The organism is Acinetobacter sp. AM (assembly GCF_003105055.1).
Taxonomy (GTDB): domain Bacteria; phylum Pseudomonadota; class Gammaproteobacteria; order Pseudomonadales; family Moraxellaceae; genus Acinetobacter; species Acinetobacter tibetensis.
In genome coordinates this window covers 64,774-85,384 of sequence record NZ_QETG01000012.1, presented here as the reverse complement: position 1 = coordinate 85,384, position 20,611 = coordinate 64,774, and the positions used below count along the sequence as shown (strand labels likewise).

Here is a 20,611-nt window from a genome sequence, read left to right as displayed (position 1 = left end):
AATTTGTATGCTTTTTTATTTGGCAGTGCTTATTTTTTGATGTTCAATTTCATAATAAATGCAACGGCAAAACCGAACAGTAGTCCCCAAAATGCAGAACCAATGCCAAAAAATTGAACGCCTGAAGCACTAAATAAAAAAGTCATCAATGCTGCTTCACGATCGGAAACATCGTGAAAAGCCAGTGCTATGTTGTGACTAATGGTTCCAAATAACGCAATTCCTGCTAAAGCCACAATAAAAATATGTGGAAAAGACATTAAAAGGCTAGTGAGTGTTGCGGCAAATAACCCCATTAACACATAGAAGAAACCGCAACTAATTCCTGCAATATAGCGCTTACTTGGGTCTGGATGTACTTGATCATCTAAGCTCACTGCTGCACTAATGGCTGCAATATTGACACTATAACAACCAAAAGGTGCCAGTAGCGTTTGAATGAGTCCTGTGCCACCAATTAATTGATTGACATGAGGTTGATAGCCATAACTTTTAATCATGGCAATGCCGGGTAAATATTGCGAGGCCATGTTAATCACAAACAGGGGAAGTGCAAGACCTAAAATTGCAGACCAAGTAAAGTCAGGTGTCATCCAGACAGGTTGAGCCATACTCCATGTAACAGTAGGGGTATGAAAGTCTAAAAATACTGGGCATAAGGCTATCGCTGCAATGACGGTTAATACAATGCTGTAGCGTGGAGTCAGTTTTTTTGCAACGATATAAACTGCTAATAAGGATAGAATAAATCCCCAATCAGTTTTAAGGCTAGCAAAGAGTTCGATGCCAAATTTTAATAAGACACCTGCTAACATTGCGCTGGTCAGACTTTGTGGAATAAGCGTTAGAATTTTTTCAAAAATGCCTAAATAACCTAAAACCGCAGTAATTAAACCACAAACCAGAAAAGCGCCGATGGCTTCATTTAAACTATAACCACTGCCTGTGGCAATAATTAGCGCTAGACCTGCGGTAGACCACGCAGTAGACACTGGGTATTTCAGTTTCCAAGACAGAAACATGCCCACCAAACCAATACCAAGCCCTAAAGCCCAAAACCACGAGGTAATTTGTTCAGTGTTTGCACCTAAAATTTGAGCTGCTTGAATGACCAATACTGCAGAAACACTGATCCCAATTAAAAACGTGATGAAACCAGCGAAAACTGCGGGAATAGAAAAATCTTGAATGAGTTTTTGCATGTATCCGTACTTATTCTATTTTGACCAAAGGTTTAAATATAAGTCTTGCATCATACGCTTAAGCTATATTTTGGAAAAGTGAATATCTGAAAATTAAACGATATTTCACGTTTTAACGATATTTATTGAAATTTATTCAACTATAGTGTTGAAAATGCCAATTTCATGCCAAAGCCTAAAAAAGCAAATCCAACGATTGCCACGGCAACTGAAGTGAGGCGATAACGCTGATTGAAAAATGCTGCAAAACGTACGCCAGAGAAAATCAGAATACTTAAATAAAGCATACTAATGATCTGTAAAATAACCGACATCAGGGTAAAGCTAATCGCAGGGTATGAATAGTTCGGATCGACAAATTGTACGAAGAAAGACAAATAAAACAAAATCGCTTTAGGATTAAGAATACTAATGGTCAAAGCGGTACGATAAGGCTGTGCATCTTTATAAGTGGTGATTGTGTTTGAGCTTTCTAATGCTTGAGCAGTCGTCCCTTTCCAAGTTCGTATACTTGCAATGATGAGTCGGCTACCCAAGTAGGATAAATAAGCTGCACCGACTACTTTTAGAATGGTAAATAGCCATGGAAAACTATGTAATAAAGAAGCAGCACCGAAAATGGTGCAAAGAATTAAAATGAGATCGCCAGTAAAAACGCCTAAAGCCGCAAGATAGCCTATACGTGTTCCAAAACGCGATGCAATCGACATGACATATAATGAATTTGGACCAGGAAGAATAACAATTAAAATTGTTCCAATAATATAGGTACTGAGATCCGTAATGCCAAACACAATATACTCATTATAAAAAGCCCATTTTGCTATTGTAACAAAATGAGCTTAAGCTTTGCGCACTTATGGTACGGAATTTTAAGCTTGAATTTCAGCATCAAAACCGAATGATTGACGTAATAAGGTATTGAGTTGTTCACGTGCTTTAATAAAGCCATCAATACCGCCTTGCAGTAATTGGAATGCCATTAGATCGTGTTCTAAATGGTCTTTGAACGTCGCTTTATCAAGAATGACTGCTTGTTCGGAGCTGCTTGGAATTTGGTTTGGATCGAGCTGAAGTTGTACTTCACGTGTATCGAGTTCTAAGTCAGCCAATAAACTAGGTGATACGGTTAATAAGTCACAGCCTGCCAAACCTAGGACTTGATCGGTGCTACGAAAACTTGCACCCATAATTTCAGTTTGAATGTGGTGCTGTTTGTAATATTGATAAATTTGCTTCACAGAAAGTACGCCAGGATCCTTCTCAATAGGATAGTTTTGTACATTTTCAGCTTTTTTGTACCAATCCAAAATACGCCCAACAAATGGAGAAATTAAAGTCACTTTAGCATCAGCACAGGCTTGGGCTTGATGTAAACCAAACAGTAGTGTGAGGTTACAGTGAATCCCTTCAGCTTCAAGCACACGAGCAGCTTGAATGCCTTCCCACGTAGACGCGATTTTGATCAGAATTCTGTTTTGATCAATACCATAAGCTTTATAAAGTGCTAAAAGTTCTTTAGCTTTGGCGATGGTTGCTTCGGTGTCATAAGATAATGAGGCATCCACTTCCGTTGAAACTCGACCATCAATGAGTTTAAGAATTTCTACACCAAATTTTACGGTCAGAATATCAATGGTACGTTCAATTAATTCATCAGAAGTATAGCCTTCTTGTTTTGCTTGATCATATGCAGCTTCAATTAAAACTTTATTTTCTGGTTGATTGGCTGCCGCTGTGATTAAAGAAGGGTTGGTCGTTGCATCGAGCGGACGAAATTTTTCAATTGCCGCTAAGTCACTGCTATCAGCAACGATGGTTGTCATCTTTTTTAATTGGTTTAACGCATTCTGTGTCATTGAAATCTATTTCTTAAAAGTTATACCCGTCATTAAGTTATACCACAAACTTTGTCTGACCCAAGCAAAATCAGGGTTCTAGGTGAGCTAATTCGTATTTTTTTTGCTGTTTCTAATATGATCAATCAAAAAACGAGCAGCCGCACCCAGTTGACTTTCTCGGCTCCAAACTAAATCGACGAAATATTCAAATTTGGGTGAAAAATCTTGAAAACTCAGGATTTTTAATTGTTGTTGCAATGATGGATTTTCATTGAGCATTTCATAAGGAAGTACGCCCCAACCTAAGTTCTGTAAAATCATGGCACATGAGGAGTGATGATTATCCGTGCGCCAATAATTTTTAGAAAAAAGTAATTCAGGCTTTAAACTTCGGTCGCGACTTGCAACAACAATTTGTCGATTTTGCAGTAATTGTTCATAGCTTATTTTTTCATGTTGGGCGAGAGGATGTTGTTTTGCTGCCACAGCAATAAGCGTTTCTCGCTTTAATTCTACAAATTGTTCGCCACTTTGTAATTGTTCGCGTTCAAACATCAAGGCTAATTGTGCAGATTGATCGAGTAGCATTTGCAATGCATCTTCTTGAGGTGCCGAAAAAATGTTGATTTGAAGTTCAGGAAAACGTTGTTCTAGTAGCAGAATGTAGTCCGTCCAATGCGTATGGAGTAATTCGGAAACCACCACAATGTTCAAACTCGATTCTAGACCTCCAGCTAAGGCAAAGGCATGTTGTTTCCATTGATTCATTTCAATGAGAAGCTGTTGAGTTTTCTCATATAAAGTCATGGCTTGTGCAGTTGCAATTGGCTCACGCCCTTGACGGGTGAAAAGCGTGAGATCCAGATCAATTTCAAGATTCGCAATAGACATACTAATGGCGGAAGGGACTTTACCAAGTTTTCTTGCAGCTGCAGAAAAAGAACCTGTTTCTATCACAGTCTGAAAAATAATCAGTTGATCTTGGTTAATATTCATTGGCGTATTTTTTGCTTTAGTTACTAAAAAAAGTTTTAAGATAGACCTTTCAATAAAACTGAAAGAACCTAACTCGATTAATCAATATAATAAAAATAAAATAGCAAACATCAAAGACAAAGAGTAGTTTTAAATGTTGATTTCCAAGAGAAGGATTGTTCATGCGTTGAGCTATGAGATCATCCTGTTGGTCATCATTGCCATCGCATTAAGTTTTATTTTTAATATGCCAATGGAAGTTACAGGAAGCCTAGGAATTGTTATGGCGGTCACTTCTGTATTTTGGAACATAATTTTTAATCATTTTTTTGAAAAATTTGAGCAACGCCGTAAATTGCAGCGTACTGTTGGTGTTCGTATTATGCATGCGATTGGATTCGAAGGTGGTTTGATGTTAGCCACTATTCCAATGGTGGCGTATGCAATGGACATGACCATCTGGCAAGCCATATTATTGGATCTGAGTTTGACCATGTGTATTTTGGTATATACCTTTATTTTCCAATGGTGTTATGACCATATTGAAATGCGATTAGGATATTCTCCTGTTCAGCAGTCCTAAGAAGTAAAAAAGCCACAAATGAGTGGCTTTTTTTATGCGTAGGTGTTGAATCGCTTAACAGCAAACTTATTACAAAATAAAGATATGCATTATTTCGATTGTCTGACGATGGGTAAGTCTGCTGTGCTGGGTGGATTTATTGGTGATCAGTTGTATTACCAAATTGGGAAACGGTATGGATATGACTTTATTGACCAGCATCCCAAATTAAAACTGAGATTTCAAAAAGCCAGTGTGCTGATAGAAAACTATCCGATTTTAAGTATTTTATTGATGTGGTTTGCTTGGGGCTTAAGAACGATGCTTCCCATGATTATTGGGATTAAGCAATATCCAGTTTTGCGTTATATGGCAATCAATGTATTGGCTTGTTTTATTTGGGCATTTGTTATTGTAAGTGTTGGTTTGCAAGTCTCGCGTTGGTTGTATCAGTTCTGGCAAGCGGTAGTCCAACATGACAAATATTCAACCTTGATCATTGTCGCAGTGATTACCTGTATCTTATTAGTTCGTTTTGTCTTTTGGATGGTTTCATACCTTAGACAATCTAAAGATCATTGAGTTTGCTACAAATAGATCATGAAGTTAAGAGTTAATTTAAGTCTCAGAGGGAAAAAAAGCACCTCCGTAGAAGTGCTTTTTTAGAGAGGGTAAGTCAATTATTTTTCAACAATTGCCGTTACACCTTGACCACCCGCCGCACAAATCGAGATGAGTACACGACCAGAGCCTTTTTGGTTAAGAAGTTTTGCAGCCGTTGCTAAAATACGTCCACCTGTTGCAGCAAATGGGTGACCTGCTGCCAAAGAAGAACCTTTAACATTAAGTTTACTACGGTCAATTGAACCTAAAGGTGCAGCTAAGCCTAAGCGATCTTTACAGAATTGTGGATCTTCCCAAGCTTTTAAAGTTGAAAGCACTTGTGAAGCAAAGGCTTCATGAATTTCGTAATAGTCAAAATCTTGCAGAGTAATACCAGCACGTTCAAGCATACGAGGAACTGCGTAAGCAGGGGCCATTAATAAGCCTTCTTTTGGTCCATTCTTGCCAATAAAGTCTACCGCAGCAGTTTCAGTAAAGGTTAAATAAGCCAGTACTTCATGACCATTTGCTTTCGCCCATTCTTCAGATGCAAGTAACACACAAGATGCGCCATCGGTTAATGGGGTAGAGTTACCCGCAGTCATGGTGCGTGCATCACCTTTACCAAAAGCAGGCTTAAGTTTAGCTAGTTTCTCAACTGTAGAATCAGCACGTAAGTTGTTGTCACGTTCTAAACCTAAAAATGGTGTGATCAGGTCATCAAAGAAACCTTCTTCATAAGCCTTCGCCATTTTTTGATGTGAAGAGGCTGCAAGTTCGTCTTGTGCTTCACGCGAAATACCCCATTCTAATGCAGTAATCGCTTGATGGTCACCCATTGATAGACCAGTACGTGGCTCACCATTTTTAGGGGCATCCATCAAATCTTTTAGATTAATTTTGGTTAATGCTTTTAAACGGTCTTTACCTGTTTTTGCGATATTGAGCTCAAGCAATGCCTTACGTAAACCATCACCAAAAGCAATTGGCGCATCTGAAGTGGTATCTACGCCACCAGCGATACCCACTTCAATTTGTCCCAAGGCAATTTTATTCGCAACTTGGAAAGCTGCTTGTAAGCCTGTTCCACATGCTTGTTGCAAATCATAAGCAGGAGTTTCAGGTGCTAAAGCAGTATCTAGCACACACTCACGAGTCATATTAAAGTCACGGCTATGTTTTAACACTGCGCCCGCGACTACTTCACCTAGACGTTGACCTTGAAGATTATAACGCTCAATAAGACCATTTAATGCTGCGGTAAACATATCCATGTTTGATGCTGTGAAATAAGCACCATTCGAACGAGCAAATGGAATACGGTTACCACCAATAATTGCAACGCGGCGAGGAGTATTTTGACTCATAATTTTTTCCTGTTGGACAGAAGTTTGAGTTGTAGATTCAGTTTTAGTTGTACTAGGTGCTGCTTTTTTGCGAGGCGAAGAAGTTGCACGTGTACGTGTTGTTTTAGTCGTTGGGGTTGCAGACGTAGAAGCTGTGTCAGTTGTTTTGCGTGTACGAGTACGTGCTTTTGATGTATTTGACACAGTTTCTGCCACAGAATGATCGACTGCTGGATTATCTTGAGTTGTTTTGCTCATAAGGCTTTTCCAAGCATGTTACAGTATTCTTGAGGTGTACATTAACACAATACAGCATAGCTCGAATTGACTACAATGACATTGCAGAATACATTCAGGTCAAGTCATCACTAGATTAACTCAAGTATGATTCAACGGAAACTGATGGGTCTATTGAAATCTACGTCTTTGACATGATATTGAAGTTAAACAGTAGTTTAAAAGCCATCAAATAAATTTAATTCGTTTTGAGAGATAATAAACATGACTGACCAATACCAAGCATTCGCAAAATCTCCAATTGGTAAATTTGTCATTAAAAATTTAGGTTTGCCAGCACCCACTTTTTTAGATCGTTTTGACTCTGCGACGCCTGTTGTAAAAGGTGCTGTTTTGGTTGGTGCTGCACCAGCAGGTACATTATCTGGTGCAATTTCTCAGGTTTTGGCAAATATTCATGCCAACAGCTATGCAGGCAACAATGTAGAATTACAACAAGTTGCTGCAACCCAAGGTTTAAAATTGAATGCGTTTAACGATGGTGACCGTGAGTCGAAGTTCAAAGCCGTCGTTTTTGATGCGTCTGGTATTCAAAATTCTGAACAATTGAAAGAGCTTTATAATTTCTTTAATCCTGTCGCCCGACAAATCCTAGCTTCGGGTCGTGTCATTGTCGTTGGTACAACACCTGAAACGGCTAAAACAGTAAAGCAAGCCATTGCTCAACGCGCTTTAGAAGGTTTTGTTAAATCTGTAGGTAAAGAATTCAAAAAAGGGATTGCAGCACAATTGGTCTATGTAGATGACGGTGCAGAAGCCAATTTAGAGTCGACCTTACGTTTTGCATTATCGCCACGTTCTGCTTATGTTTCAGGTCAAGTCATTCGTGTGTCTAAAGCAGATGTGATTGATGTAGATTGGGTGAAACCACTTGCAGGCAAAACAGCGGTAGTCACAGGTGCGAGCCGTGGTATTGGTGAAGCAATTGCACATGTACTGTCACGTGATGGCGCGCATGTCATTTGTTTAGACGTACCACAACAGCAAGCTGACTTGGACCGTGTTGCGAGTGAAATTGGTGGTTCGACTTTAGCGATTGATATTACCGCAGCAGATGCAGGTCAGAAAATTAAAGAAGCTGCTGTAGCACAGGGCGGTGTTGATATTATTGTGCACAATGCAGGTATTACCCGTGACAAGACTTTGGCCAATATGAAGCCAGAACTTTGGGACTTGGTCATCAACATTAACTTGTCTGCGATTGAACGTGTTAATGATTATTTACTTGAACATGATGGTTTAAATGCCAATGGCCGTATTATCTGTGTATCTTCAATTTCAGGTATTGCAGGGAACTTAGGTCAAACGAACTACGCTGCATCGAAAGCAGGTGTTATTGGGGTGGTGAAATTTACTGCACCGATCTTAAAAAATGGTATAACCATTAATGCTGTTGCTCCAGGCTTTATTGAAACACAAATGACAGCAGCAATTCCATTTGCCATCCGTGAAGCAGGCCGTCGTATGAACTCGATGAGTCAAGGTGGTTTACCTGTTGATGTTGCAGAAACCATTGCTTTATTTGCTTCAACGGCTTCGACGGGCTTAAATGGTAACGTTGTTCGTGTTTGCGGACAAAGTTTATTGGGTGCTTAATCATAAAAATTTAGAATTTTCCCTCTTCTTGAAGGAGAGGGAAAACCAATAAAGGGAATGAAATTTTTCCTTCATCCCAACCTTCTCCTTGAAGGAGAAGAAGCTTTCAAAAAATATTGAAATAAAAACTTCATATAGGTTCAACATGAAAACGCGCCATTTTTCTCAGCTTCCGAAACCTTATTTGGCTTATCCCAAAGTCGTGCAGGGCCTCATCTTTAAAAAGCCCAAAGGCGAAAAAGTTCTTCCCCAAGTTGAATATGTGGTGGATTCTTTTAAGGTTGATCCAAAGCATTTGAAAGCGTATAACGCCGTGTGTGGATTTAAAAATAATGGCTATATTCCAGCGATTTATTTAGCTGTTTTGTCTCAAAGTTTACAAATGCATATGATGACGCAAGAGGCATTTCCTTTTGCGATTTTAGGTTTGGTACATATTCGTAACCAAGTTTCTCAAAGCCGTAAAATTGGTGTAAATGAAAGCTTATGTCTATCTTGCCAGTTTGGTGAATTAAAACCGCATGACAAAGGTGTGCAGTTTGACTTTATCACCACCGCAAAAGTGGGCAATGAAGTCGTGATGCAAGGGGTGACGACCTATCTTGCACGTCAAAAAACTGAAACTAAAGCGGCTACGAAGGCAAAAGAAGAAACTCGCCCAAATTATACGCTTCAGGCAGAGTGGGCAGTTTCAGAAAATACGGGTCGTCGTTATGCCTTAACTTCTGGCGATTTTAATTTAATTCACATTCATGCAATTACGGCAAAAGCATTTGGGTTCAAACAAGCGATTGCACATGGTATGTGGAGCAAAGCAAAAGCCTTAGCCAATTTAACTTTACCCGACAGCTATGAGGCTGATGTTTGGTTTAAATTACCGATGTATTTGCCTTCTAAAGTTGAGTTCCTCACTGCGCAAGTAGGTAAGGATATCGATTTTATGATTCAAAATAGTAAAAATAAAAAACCACATGTGACAGGTCATATTACCGCACGCTAATAGCGCTGAATAAAAGCCCAAATTTTAAGGATTTGGGCTTTTTTACTTATGTATGTATCAATAATTAAAAAATTATAAGGATGTAAGATGAAAGAACTAAAAGCATATTTATCGGCGAATCCCAATCAATATCATGGTGATGTTGCTGAAAATTTTGAAGATTTGGCGAAACAGTTCAGTCGCTTACAGCATCCGCGAATGCATGAAGGTGGGGCTGCACTGTGTGTGTATTTTCAAGGACAAAAGGTCGTTGATATTTGTATCGGAAAAAAATCAGCGACAGAACAATGGGACAAGAATACTTTGTCGGTCTGTTACTCAACAGGCAAAGGTGTTTTGGCAACTTTAGCTCATATTTTAGTGAGTCGCGGTTTACTTGATTATGATCAACCAATTGCAGAATATTGGCCTGAATTTGCACAAAATGGTAAATCCAATATTCGCTTGGCGGATATTCTAAGTCACCAAAGTGGCCTATTTGATATCCGCAATTTGGTTCAAGATGCAGCTCAAATGGCCGATTGGGAGTTTATGTTAGATCGGATTGCAGAGGCCAAACCGCGCTTTGCTGTAGGTGAAGATACAGCGTATCAGCCTTTAACTTTTGGCTGGTTAGTGGGCGGTGTTCTGGAAAAAGCCACAGGGCAAAGTTTATCTCATTTAATGCAACAATATTTGTTACAACCTCTTCAGATACAAGATGCTTATTTCGGTGTGCCAACATCACAACTTGATCGGGTTGCGCGACCATTCCCCAAGGCGAACTCTAAAAGCTCACGTTCTGATTCTTCAATGAGAAAAAATACAGCCAAGAAAACGACTTTAATGGATCGTGTTGCGACTTGGTCAGGTCAAAATCCGCAAGATTTCCAAGATGCGATGATTCCTAAAGGTATGAAGAACTTTAGTTTTTTCAGTGAACAAGGTTTACGAGCCGTAATTCCTGCTGCCAATGGAGTTTTCTCTGCTGAAAGTTTGGCAAAAATTTATGCCATGTTGGCTCAAGGTGGTTCATGGCAACAGCAACAGTTGATTAGGCCTGAAGTATTCCAACGCATGTCGCAGATTCAATATCAGCATCGTGATCGAATTATGCCTATCCCCATGCATTGGCGTTTAGGGTATCACCGTGTCCTGACTTTAGGTAAACAAGTTCCACAAGGTTTTGGACACATGGGTTTTAATGGCTCAGGTGCTTGGTGTGATCCACAGCGCCAATTAAGTTTTGCTTATACACATAATTTTGCAACGGCGTCCATCACTGGAGACTATCGTTTATGGGGCTTAACGCAAGAAACATTACGCTGTGCTGATGCCATACTAAAGGGACGTAAGGGGTGGTTCTAAGATTTTTAGATTGGATAATAGAGACTTCACATACTTAATAAATGCTAGGTGCAATGGACATTGTCTTTGGTTTAATCATATTTGAAGGTGGTCAAAAATAGAGAATTGAATAAACCTTCTTAAAGAAAATGTCGTTTAAATTATGTGAAAGATGTGACTGGACAAGATCAAGTTGTATATAGATTTAAAGTGCACTTTGACTGAATCTAAGGTTAAGGTATCAACAGCGTGTTTAATTTCCACAATCATCTACTCGCTTTGAGATTGTTCATTCACTCTTGCGCAAAAAAACAGTATGCTTAGACCTGTGAAAAGGAGCATACATGTATCAAGTACTTGCGCGTAAATATCGTCCCCGTAATTTTAATGAATTAGTGGGGCAAAACCATGTCTCGCGTGCACTGAGTAGTGCATTGGAACGTGGACGTTTACACCATGCGTATTTATTTACAGGTACGCGTGGCGTGGGTAAAACCACAATTGCACGTATTCTTGCGAAATGCTTAAACTGTGAGACAGGTGTAACAGCGACACCATGTGAAGTCTGTGCTACTTGTAAAGCGGTGAATGAAGGCCGTTTTATCGACCTGATTGAAATTGATGCAGCGTCACGAACCAAAGTCGAAGATACGCGAGAGCTTTTAGATAACGTACCGTATGCGCCAACTCAGGGACGTTATAAAGTATACTTGATTGACGAAGTACACATGCTCTCTACACATTCATTTAATGCTTTGCTTAAAACCTTAGAAGAACCACCTGAGCATGTGAAATTTCTATTTGCAACCACAGATCCGCAAAAGCTCCCAATTACGGTGATTTCGCGTTGCCTACAATTTACCTTGCGTCCTCTAGCGGTCGATGAAATTACTGAGCATTTGACAAAAATTCTTGAAAAAGAACAGATTCCAGCTCAACAAGATGCAATCTGGCAAATCGCTGAGTCTGCACAAGGCTCACTGCGTGATGCGCTCTCTTTAACTGACCAAGCGATTGCCTATGGTCAAGGTGCGATTCAGCATCAAGATGTAAAAGAGATGTTAGGCTTGATTGATCGTACTATTATTTATGATTTATTGATGGCGATTCATCAAAATCAGAAAGCGCGTGTGAGTCAATTGTTGCTGCAATTTAGACAGCAAGCTTTAGATGTTTCTCTGGTTTTGGATCAGTTGATTTCAACTTTGCATGAATTAGCATTGCTGCAATATTTGCCTGATTTGAGTTTGAAATATAGTGCAGAAATTAATCAAAAAATTTCTCAACTTTCCAAATTGATTGCAGATCAAGATTTACAACTTTATTACCAGATTGCGTGTAAAGGACGCGCGGATTTGCAGCTTGCGGTAACGCAAGAGCAAGGTTTTGAAATGTGTGTGCTACGTTTGTTAGCCTTTAGACCTTTGCAACCAAATGAAATCTTGGTTTCAACGCCTACTACACAAATTCAGTCGGCACCAATGTTGGCTACTGAACAAGCTGTCACAAATATCAATACTGTAGTTGTAGCTCCGCAAGATCAAATTCAAGCGATAGCGGAAGTTACACCACTTGTAGAAAACCTTGCTGTTGAGACAAATCTACAAGATGAGTCTGCATTACCAGAAATTCCAGAGCAGGTTGAAGAAACGGCCAATTTAACGAGTCATTCAGATCAAATCGTGTTTGACCCTGCCAGTGAAGAGGTCTTATTCGACCTTGATGAAGACACTGATACATCATACGAAGCTCCATCTGAAGCAAGTAGTGATGACTTCTTGTTTGAAGAAATTGCACCAATTGCCGTAGAAGAAAAAGTAGAACGTCCAGTCGAAGCATCTGTTGAAAATGAGTCATTATCAGCCGACTTAGGTTTTACCAGTGTAGACATAACTCAAGACACACTCTTTAATTTGGCGGTTGATGAAGTCGAAACAGATTCAGCGGTTCAGCCGATTATTGAGCAACCCGAGCCTGAAATAGAATCTCTGCTCACACCAACTGCTTCGAATACAGAAACTGCAAAGCTTATGCCGCAAGATATTTTGCGTGTACAAGAACAAGTTTTGGAAGGTGAGTGGACGCTCGGTAAGTGGGAGTTCTGGTTCAGACATAGTGAATTATCACCTGCGGTGCAAGAATTGGCACAACATGGTCTGATGACGGGTCAAATTGATGCTGAATCTGTGTTTCATATTCCAGAGCAATATCAGCAATTATTGGGTCAATCCCAACATGCTCTTGAACAGGCGCTAAAAAACCAGTGGCCGAATACCTTGTTTAAAATTGAGTATGGTGCAGTGACAGATACCACACCTTATCTTTTACAGCATCAACGAAAAGAACGAGCTTATCAGCGGGCAGAAGAGCTGTTACAAACAGAACCTGTCGTGCGTGATTTAATCCAAAGTTTTGATGCTGAATTACATAACATTCAATTGAAATAACGATTAAACAAATTTCTGGTCAGGCTCAACTTGCATAAAAGTGTGTAGAGCCTGACGCATGTTCATGGGAATCGGCGTACTTTTGCGCTGCTCTCGATCTACAAAAACATGAATAAATTGTCCCTGTGCCGCAGCTCTATTTTGATTGGCTTTAAAGATGGCCAAGTCATATTCCAAAGAACTGTTTCCCATACGTTTGATTGCCACACCGACTTCAATCACTTCGGGATAACAAAGCTCTTGTAAAAACTGACAAGATGAACTCACCACTAAGCCAATAATCGGTGAATGGTGTATATCAAAATGAGCTTTTTGAATCAGTAGCGCATTTGCTGCACTATCAAAGAAACTATAATAATTGACATTGTTTACATGTCCGTAAATATCATTATCTGACCAACGTGTTTGTATGGGAAAAATAAAAGGATAATTTTCTTTAAGTTTGGCTTGGGGTTTCATTTTTTGCATGTCCTTTGCTAAGTTATAAATTAAGCGTAAATCGCTTGGTAAATTTGTTCAGCATCATTCAGGCGCAGATCACGTGGATTATTTTGCAGTAGTCGGGTTTGTAAAATCGCATCCTGTGCCAGTGCTGAAATGGCATTCTTTGGAACATTCAGGGCATTGAGCTTTAAAGTCAAACCACTTCGGTCTAAATGATTTTGCATATGATCGATAAATAAATCACATAAACCATCGGTGCAACCTTTGCTATAAGGGTCTATCCATGTCATTAGCTCTGCATATAAATGCTTGGCATTCGGCGCATTGAACTTCAAGACTTCAGTTAAAACCAAGGCATTACTGTGACCATGCGAAATGTGAAAATGGCCACCCAAAGGATAAGCCAATGCATGTACTGCACCTACAGGGGCATTAGCAAAAGCCTGACCTGCAAACATTGAACCATTCAGCATATTTTGCCGTGCTTGTAGATTTGAACCATCTTCTAGTACCAGTTTTAAATTTTGATTGAGTAGCCTTAATGCTTGTTTGGCTAACATATCGGCATATAGGTTTTTTTTAATTTTTGAAGTATATGCTTCGATGGCATGCACCATGGCATCAATACCTGTTGCTGCCGTAATATGCGCGGGTAAATTTTGGGTAAAAGTTGCATCTAAAATGGCTACATCCGCATACAGTACGGGTGAAACAATGCCCATTTTAGTGGTTTCACCTGTAGTCACAATGGAAATTGGCGTGACTTCAGAGCCAGTACCCGCAGTTGTCGGAATTAAAATTAAGGGTAATCGAGAAGATTTTGCATTGTTGATTCCATAGAGTTCAGCCAATTTTTGCGACTGGTCTGGATGGGCTAAAATTGCAATGAGTTTTGCAACATCTAAAGAGCTACCTCCACCAAAGCCAATCACCGTATCAATTTTTTCTTGTTTCGCAAATTCTACTGCTGAATTGACAACGTGTTCGGGCGGATCAGCAATGACATCGGCATAAATCACATGTGTTAAAGATAGATGTTCTAAAATCTCTAAAATAGAGTGATGTAATTGTTGTTGAAGCATACCGTTATCTGTCACCAACAGCACTTTCTTACCACCTTGTTCAGTCAAGACCGTTGTGAGTTCTTGAATTGAGCCGAGACCAGAAATAATTCGGGAAACAGTTTGAAACTGAAAGTCATACATTGGCAATTCCTTCATGCTTTATCAATATTTACGTGTTTTTGTTATACAGTTTTAGTGGGATTCATCCTCCAAATAACTTAACATAAGACATTGCAAAATAAACGTTCTATTGAGGTGCTTATGTCATCGCAAACGCCCTACAAGGTGTTATGTGTCTGTCTTGGAAATATCTGCCGTTCACCCACAGCAGAAGTGGTATTTAGACATTACTGTGATGCACATCAACTGAATATTGAGGTCGATTCTGCTGGAACCAGCAATTATCATCCGAATAAGGCACCTGATTTAAGAAGCCAAAAACATGCCAAACATCGGGGGTATGATTTATCTGCTTTACGCGCACGTCAGCTTAAGATTCAAGACTTTGTTGAATTTGATCTGATTTTGGCAATGGATTATGAAAATTTAGAAGATATTCAAGACCTCATGCAGCAGGCTCAATTGGTTTTAGGGCAGCATATGCTTCGCGCAAAGATTGCCCTGATGAGTCAGCATGATCAAAAATTCCTTCAACAAGCGGTGCCAGACCCTTATTATGGTGGCGATGATGGATTTGAGCGTGTACTTGATCAATGTGAATCAAGTAGTTTGGCTTGGGTTCAGGTACTTCAACAACAGCTGAAAGGCTAGTTCGGGTTTTAGCATGCATATTCAAAATAACGTTCAACTTCAGCCTTTTAACACCTTAAATTTGGGTTCGGTTGCATCACACTATGTAAAAATTGAAACTGAACACATGTTGTTGGAAGCCTTGTCTTATGCAGAACAGCAGCAGCTCAATGTGTTAATTCTATCTGGTGGGAGCAATATGCTTTTGCCTGAACATATTCATGCTTTGGTTATCCATATGGATATTCAAGGGATTGAAACTTTAAATGAAGATGCTCAGACCAAGACGCTCGCGGTTGGTGCGGGTCAAGTTTGGCATGATTTTGTGTTATGGACGACTGAACAGCATTTATATGGTCTGCAAAATTTAGCTTTAATTCCTGGTTTAGTCGGGGCATCACCTGTACAAAACATTGGTGCTTACGGTGTAGAAGTTGGTGAGTTTATTCAGGCTGTGCGAGTTTATGACCGCACAACACAGCAATTTACTGAAATTTTAGCGTCAGATTGTCAATTTGCTTATCGACATAGTATTTTTAAAGATGAGCCTGAGCGTTATGTTATCACTCAAGTGATTTTTCAGCTTCTAAAATATGCAAATTTAAAGCTGAGTTACGGTGATTTAAAACAAGCCGTGGGCGAAGACTTAAGTGCAGAAAATCTACAAAATCAGGTTATTCAAATTCGTCAAAGTAAATTACCAGACCCAAAAGAATATCCGAATGCGGGCAGTTTCTTTAAAAATCCTGTGATCTCTGCACAATGTTTTGACCAAATAAATACGAAATTCCCTCAATTGCCCCATTACCCTCAAGCAAATGGTCAGATTAAAATTGCTGCAGGCTGGTTAATTGATCAGGCTGGTTGGAAAGGTAAGCGTTTAGGCATGGTTGGTATGTTTGCAAAACAGGCATTGGTTTTGGTGAACTATGAAAATGCTACTTTGCTGGATGTGCAGGCGACTTATCGTGCAGTTCAGCAAGCTGTGCTAAATAAGTTCAATATCAACTTAGAACCAGAACCTGTTTTATTTAATGCAGTCGGTTTAATTCAATCACACGTGGAATAATGAATGGTTAAAACGCATTGGATGGTTCGTATTGTACAAATTGCAGCTTTGCTTTTTGTACTTTTGGGCTGCCTGATGATTTTTATCTATTCACCATTTTATTCAAAATTGATAGTCAAAGCATTGAATACCTTTGTTCCTGTGGAAGTGAATGAAGTGGCTGCAAAAAGTCAAAAAATGGCAGCATTAAGTGAAGCTGAGAATCTTGAACCAGGTTCTAATTTATGGATTGCACGTCAAGCGTATCTTAAATTGATGGAACAAGAAATTCAGCAAAATAATTCTGAAAATTTACCGCAAATTCAAGCACGTTACAAAGCCCTGCAAGATTTAATTAATAAAGAGCAGCAAGAACAACACGAAGAGGAAGAACGCCCTCAAGTTCCGCTTTTGGCAGATCCCAAGCAAGCCGCATCAGCGCCTGAAGATCCAACACAAAATGTAAAAGATTTATTAGAGTTAGACAGCAAAGAAAATAAAGCCTTGATGGAAAAATATCTGGATTTTCTACAGATACATGAAGTAAAACCTGTAGTTGAAAGTGTTGATGCACGGCAGATTGAAAAAGATATTGCACAAATTAAAGAACAGAATGAAACACCGAAAGGGGCTTTATCACAACCTTATGCGATTGTGGTGTTAGGTGGTGGTTTAACTTTGGACAAAAATAGAAAAGATATAGTTGTGAATGACTATACAAAATTAAGACTAGAGAAAACACTAGCGGTAGAAAAAGTATATAACTTACCGATTGTACTGAGTGGAGTAGAAGCTCCTTATATGCAGCGTTGGTTAAAAGAGCGTGGTGTCGATGCAAAACTATTAGAAAATAGAAGTATGAATACCTGTGAAAATTCACGCTTTAGCTCTCTATTATTACAAAAGAAAGGAGGAGCACCAACCGTGATTCTCATTACTGATCAATATCATATGCCTAGAACGCGCCGTTTATTTGCTTTAAATGGAATTGAGACTGTGCCTATTGAGGCACCAATGCCAACACAATTAACTGCTTGGCAGCCTAGCCAACAAAACTATGATCATAGCCGCCGTGCAAATTATGAAATGTTGGCGACCATTCGCGATATGTTATTCGGCTCAAGTGATTGCCGAGAGGTACCTTAATGCCTGAAATTCCATTTTTAAATCCAAGTATACTGAAACAACTAGATTTACCTGTACCTAATCGAGACACGACGCCACAGGTTTTAAGTCCATTAAATTTGAATCATGCATTTTCACCATCGGTTGAATTACAAGCTTATCGTAAGTTGTACGGGTTACATTTGCTGGACTGTGAGCATTGGCAAGGTTTTGTGCAAATGCCTTTGTTTAAATTGCATGTGCAAGTGTTTCAACCTAAAGCGAATGCAGAAGGAAAGGTTGTCATAAAAGGAACAGTATTCCTTTTGCATGGCTATTTAGAACATAGTGGAATTTATCAGCCAATTATCTGTGAACTGCTTGAACAAGGTTTTAGTGTACTTACATATGACCTCCCAGGTCATGGATTGAGTGATGGTTCGCCCGCGAGTATTCAAGATTTTGATCATTATCAGCGTGTTTTACATGCGGTATATCAATATGTGAAAAATGCTTCGCAGCTTCCTAAACCATGGTTAGGGATTGGACAAAGTACGGGTGGTGCGATTTTAATGCATCATTTACTTGAGTTTGCCGAGCGCCGTGAAAATCCATATGTAGAGCGTGTTCTATTATTGTCACCTTTAATTCGACCTGCTAAATCGGCTTGGTGGCACAACTCTGTCGGTTTGGGTATTATTCGTCGGATTAAGCGGCAAGTTCCGAGACATTTCCGTCGTAATAATCATAACCCTGAGTTTTTACGCTTTGTTCGTTTAAAAGATCCTTTGCAACCTCGTATGATGGGTATGGACTGGATTTTGGCAATGTCGAAGTGGATGCAGCAGATGGAAGAGCGCCCCTCTTGTCGTATACCTGTCTGGTTGGCTCAAGGTGCATTAGATCAAACCGTAGACTGGCGTTATAACATTGAATTTATCCGTCGGAAATTTCGATTGCAAACCCTGTTGATGTTAGAAGAAGGGTCACATCAATTAATTAATGAACGGGCTGATATTCGTGCTGCTTTAACAGGTCTAATCCCTGCTTTTTTACATGCGCATAGCACAGGCGAGTATTATTAAAATTATTTTTGAAATTCATGCTTAAAATGGACTGGGTTAAAAGCTTAGCCGAGTCCATTTATCATTAGAAATATTCTTTTTTTGCCATATTCCACATACGGAAATAAAAGTTTTCCTGATCTTTATTTTCGCAGTTTAGAAGTTCACCGTCTTTCAACCAAAAATGCAATTGAGCATAGTTTTTAATTTCACGGTCATTAATACGTTGTGCTAAATGATGAGCTTTAATGTCTGAAGGGTGGCGTAGACCTGCCGCAGCAATCATTTCGGATAGGGCGTGTAGGGTATTTTTGTGGAAATGGAAAACACGTTCACCTTTTGTAGGCACATGTATTGCCTTTTGGCGGTCTTGATCTTGGGTTGCAACACCTACGGGGCACTGGTTGGTGTGACAACTCTGTGCTTGAATGCAGCCAATTGCGAACATAAAGCCACGTGCTGAATTAACCCAATCGGCACCAATTGCCATTGTGCTTGCAATATCAAAAGCACTGATGATTTTTCCACTGGCGCCAATCTTGATCTGCTTTCTTAATCCAGCACCAACTAAGGTGTTGTGTACGAATAGTACGCCTTCACGGAGCGGTGTTCCCATATGATTGATCAATTCAATCGGTGCAGCCCCAGTCCCACCTTCGGAACCATCGACTACAATAAAGTCAGGTAATATTTGCGTATGCAGCATCGCTTTGACTATCCCCATAAACTGCCAAGGTTGACCGATACACAATTTGAATCCTACGGGTTTTCCGCCAGAGAGTTCACGTAATTTTTGAATAAACTGTAGCATTTCAATAGGCGTATTGAAGGCTGAGTGTTTAGAAGGTGAAATACAATCACGATCACGTGGAATACCACGGATTTGCGCAATTTCCGCAGAGATTTTATCTTTAGGGAGGATGCCACCGTGCCCTGGTTTGGCACCTTGTGACAGCTTAATCTCAATCATTTTAATTTGGGGAAGAACAGCCTGCTGTGCGAACTTTACAGGATCGAAAGTACCATCTTCAGTGCGACAACCAAAGTATCCACTGCCCAGTTCCCAGACAATATCACCACCATATTCTAAGTGGTAAGGACTGAGACTACCTTCACCAGTATCGTGGTAAAAGTTGCCCAATTGTGCTCCTTTGTTTAATGCACGAATGGCATTAGCACTTAAACTTCCAAAGCTCATGGCAGAAATATTCATGATAGAAGCATTATAGGGTTGAGTACATTGTGAACTCCCGATTTGAATGCGGAATGTAGAAGGGTCGGCAGGGGGGCAAGGTTGAATGGAGTGCGTCATAAAGCGATAGTCTTGCTGATACACATCGATGATGGAACCAAAAGGTTTATCTGAGTTTTCATTCTTGGCGCGTTGATAGACTAAGCTGCGTTGCATTCTTGAAAAAGGCAAAGCATCTTCATCGGATTCAATGAAATATTGTCGAATTTCTGGTCGGAACTCTTCAAATAAGAAGCGAAAATGTCCCATGATCGGGTAGTTTTTTAAAATTGAGTGCCGATTCTGTAATAAATCATATAAGCCGACAATGCTTAGGACAGTACTCACTAACCATAATACGTTAAGCGTCGTATCGGAGAGGAAATAATAAATATAATGAGGGGCATAATTGAGTCTAAACCAAGTGATGCTAAGTGCGATAAAAATAAAAGTGAACCAAACAGAATGACGCGAGAAAAAAGTGTTCAGTAATTTGTGGCGTACAATTTGTGCTGGATTCGGCATAGTTATAATTCATCCTTGTACCTGAAGGTTATTTCATTTCACAATGCCAAGATTTGATGATGAGTACAAGTAACTATTTGTGTTAGAAGTTCACTCATAAATCATTAAAAAAAGTCGAGTGGCTTACATAACAATCATGTTTATTTTCATTTAATTTATGCGAATAAACAGTTTTTTTGTGTAAAA

At 39.6% G+C, this 20,611-nt stretch carries 18 protein-coding genes; 10 read left to right on the top strand and 8 right to left on the bottom strand.

Translation table 11 applies throughout. The features are described from left to right. Positions 1 to 29: 29 nt before the first annotated feature. From DCO44_RS08410 to DCO44_RS08395, 4 genes are all read right to left on the bottom strand, one after another. Positions 30 to 1,202 carry a benzoate/H(+) symporter BenE family transporter gene (locus tag DCO44_RS08410; RefSeq protein ID WP_116760917.1) on the bottom strand — a complete coding sequence of 391 codons (1,173 nt, stop codon included), beginning with the start codon at positions 1,200 to 1,202 and terminating at the stop codon, positions 30 to 32. Between the two features lie 140 nt (positions 1,203 to 1,342). Next, complete coding sequence (gene leuE, locus DCO44_RS08405) at positions 1,343 to 1,996, bottom strand: leucine efflux protein LeuE (protein WP_116760915.1); 654 nt, start codon at positions 1,994 to 1,996, stop codon at positions 1,343 to 1,345. Positions 1,997 to 2,074: 78 nt separating this feature from the next. After that, the gene (gene tal / locus DCO44_RS08400; protein ID WP_116760913.1) at positions 2,075 to 3,061 is read right to left on the bottom strand and encodes a transaldolase; all 987 of its coding nucleotides are present in this window, start codon (positions 3,059 to 3,061) and stop codon (positions 2,075 to 2,077) included. A gap of 87 nt (positions 3,062 to 3,148) precedes the next feature. Then, complete coding sequence (locus tag DCO44_RS08395) at positions 3,149 to 4,039, bottom strand: LysR family transcriptional regulator (RefSeq protein ID WP_116760911.1); 891 nt, start codon at positions 4,037 to 4,039, stop codon at positions 3,149 to 3,151. Positions 4,040 to 4,172: 133 nt separating this feature from the next. On the opposite strand from DCO44_RS08395, the gene aceI reads away from it, so the two are divergent. Both aceI and DCO44_RS08385 read left to right on the top strand, forming a co-directional pair. Then, complete coding sequence (gene aceI, locus DCO44_RS08390) at positions 4,173 to 4,601, top strand: chlorhexidine efflux PACE transporter AceI (protein WP_116760909.1); 429 nt, start codon at positions 4,173 to 4,175, stop codon at positions 4,599 to 4,601. 45 nt (positions 4,602 to 4,646) lie between these two features. Then, positions 4,647 to 5,162 (top strand): DedA family protein, encoded by a 516-nt coding sequence (locus DCO44_RS08385; protein WP_228157532.1) that lies wholly within the window; start codon positions 4,647 to 4,649, stop codon positions 5,160 to 5,162. Positions 5,163 to 5,260: 98 nt separating this feature from the next. Here the strand turns inward: DCO44_RS08385 and DCO44_RS08380 are convergent, their stop codons facing one another. Then, entirely contained in the window at positions 5,261 to 6,787 is a 1,527-nt protein-coding gene (locus tag DCO44_RS08380) for an acetyl-CoA C-acetyltransferase (protein ID WP_116760907.1), read from the bottom strand. Positions 6,788 to 7,030: 243 nt separating this feature from the next. Here DCO44_RS08380 and DCO44_RS08375 point away from each other — a divergent pair, with 243 nt between their 5' ends. The 4 genes from DCO44_RS08375 to dnaX all read left to right on the top strand — a co-directional run bounded on the left by DCO44_RS08375 (position 7,031) and on the right by dnaX (position 13,195). After that, positions 7,031 to 8,422 carry a 3-oxoacyl-ACP reductase gene (locus tag DCO44_RS08375; protein WP_116760905.1) on the top strand — a complete coding sequence of 464 codons (1,392 nt, stop codon included), beginning with the start codon at positions 7,031 to 7,033 and terminating at the stop codon, positions 8,420 to 8,422. A gap of 145 nt (positions 8,423 to 8,567) precedes the next feature. Next, on the top strand, positions 8,568 to 9,422 hold the full coding sequence (locus DCO44_RS08370) for a MaoC/PaaZ C-terminal domain-containing protein (RefSeq protein ID WP_116760903.1): 855 nt from the start codon (positions 8,568 to 8,570) through the stop codon (positions 9,420 to 9,422). A gap of 87 nt (positions 9,423 to 9,509) precedes the next feature. Continuing rightward, positions 9,510 to 10,769, top strand: a complete 1,260-nt coding sequence (locus tag DCO44_RS08365) for a serine hydrolase domain-containing protein (RefSeq protein WP_116760901.1) — start codon at positions 9,510 to 9,512, stop codon at positions 10,767 to 10,769. A gap of 323 nt (positions 10,770 to 11,092) precedes the next feature. Beyond that, positions 11,093 to 13,195, top strand: coding sequence for a DNA polymerase III subunit gamma/tau (gene dnaX, locus DCO44_RS08360; protein ID WP_116760899.1), 2,103 nt, complete (start codon positions 11,093 to 11,095; stop codon positions 13,193 to 13,195). 3 nt (positions 13,196 to 13,198) lie between these two features. On the opposite strand, the gene DCO44_RS08355 is transcribed toward dnaX, so the two are convergent. Beyond that, positions 13,199 to 13,654 carry an acyl-CoA thioesterase gene (locus DCO44_RS08355; protein WP_165815698.1) on the bottom strand — a complete coding sequence of 152 codons (456 nt, stop codon included), beginning with the start codon at positions 13,652 to 13,654 and terminating at the stop codon, positions 13,199 to 13,201. A 29-nt stretch (positions 13,655 to 13,683) separates the two neighbouring features. Beyond that, a complete protein-coding gene (locus tag DCO44_RS08350) occupies positions 13,684 to 14,844 on the bottom strand; it encodes an iron-containing alcohol dehydrogenase (protein WP_116760896.1) in 1,161 nt (386 codons plus the stop codon). Between the two features lie 120 nt (positions 14,845 to 14,964). Between DCO44_RS08350 and DCO44_RS08345 the strand changes: the two genes are divergently transcribed. From DCO44_RS08345 to DCO44_RS08330, 4 genes are read left to right on the top strand one after another with little or no spacing between them, the layout of a single operon-like run. Then, entirely contained in the window at positions 14,965 to 15,474 is a 510-nt protein-coding gene (locus tag DCO44_RS08345; protein ID WP_116760894.1) for a low molecular weight protein-tyrosine-phosphatase, read from the top strand. Between the two features lie 13 nt (positions 15,475 to 15,487). Then, positions 15,488 to 16,522, top strand: a complete 1,035-nt coding sequence (gene murB, locus DCO44_RS08340; RefSeq protein WP_116760892.1) for a UDP-N-acetylmuramate dehydrogenase — start codon at positions 15,488 to 15,490, stop codon at positions 16,520 to 16,522. A 3-nt stretch (positions 16,523 to 16,525) separates the two neighbouring features. Then, entirely contained in the window at positions 16,526 to 17,647 is a 1,122-nt protein-coding gene (locus tag DCO44_RS08335; protein ID WP_116760889.1) for a YdcF family protein, read from the top strand. Then, complete coding sequence (locus DCO44_RS08330; RefSeq protein WP_116760887.1) at positions 17,647 to 18,690, top strand: alpha/beta hydrolase; 1,044 nt, start codon at positions 17,647 to 17,649, stop codon at positions 18,688 to 18,690. Before DCO44_RS08335 ends, DCO44_RS08330 begins: the two co-directional genes overlap by 1 nt. 64 nt (positions 18,691 to 18,754) lie before the next feature. Here DCO44_RS08330 and DCO44_RS08325 read toward each other — a convergent pair whose 3' ends face one another. Next, positions 18,755 to 20,425: an FMN-binding glutamate synthase family protein gene (locus DCO44_RS08325; protein WP_116760885.1), complete on the bottom strand. Its 1,671-nt coding sequence runs from the start codon at positions 20,423 to 20,425 to the stop codon at positions 18,755 to 18,757. Positions 20,426 to 20,611 lie beyond the last annotated feature (186 nt).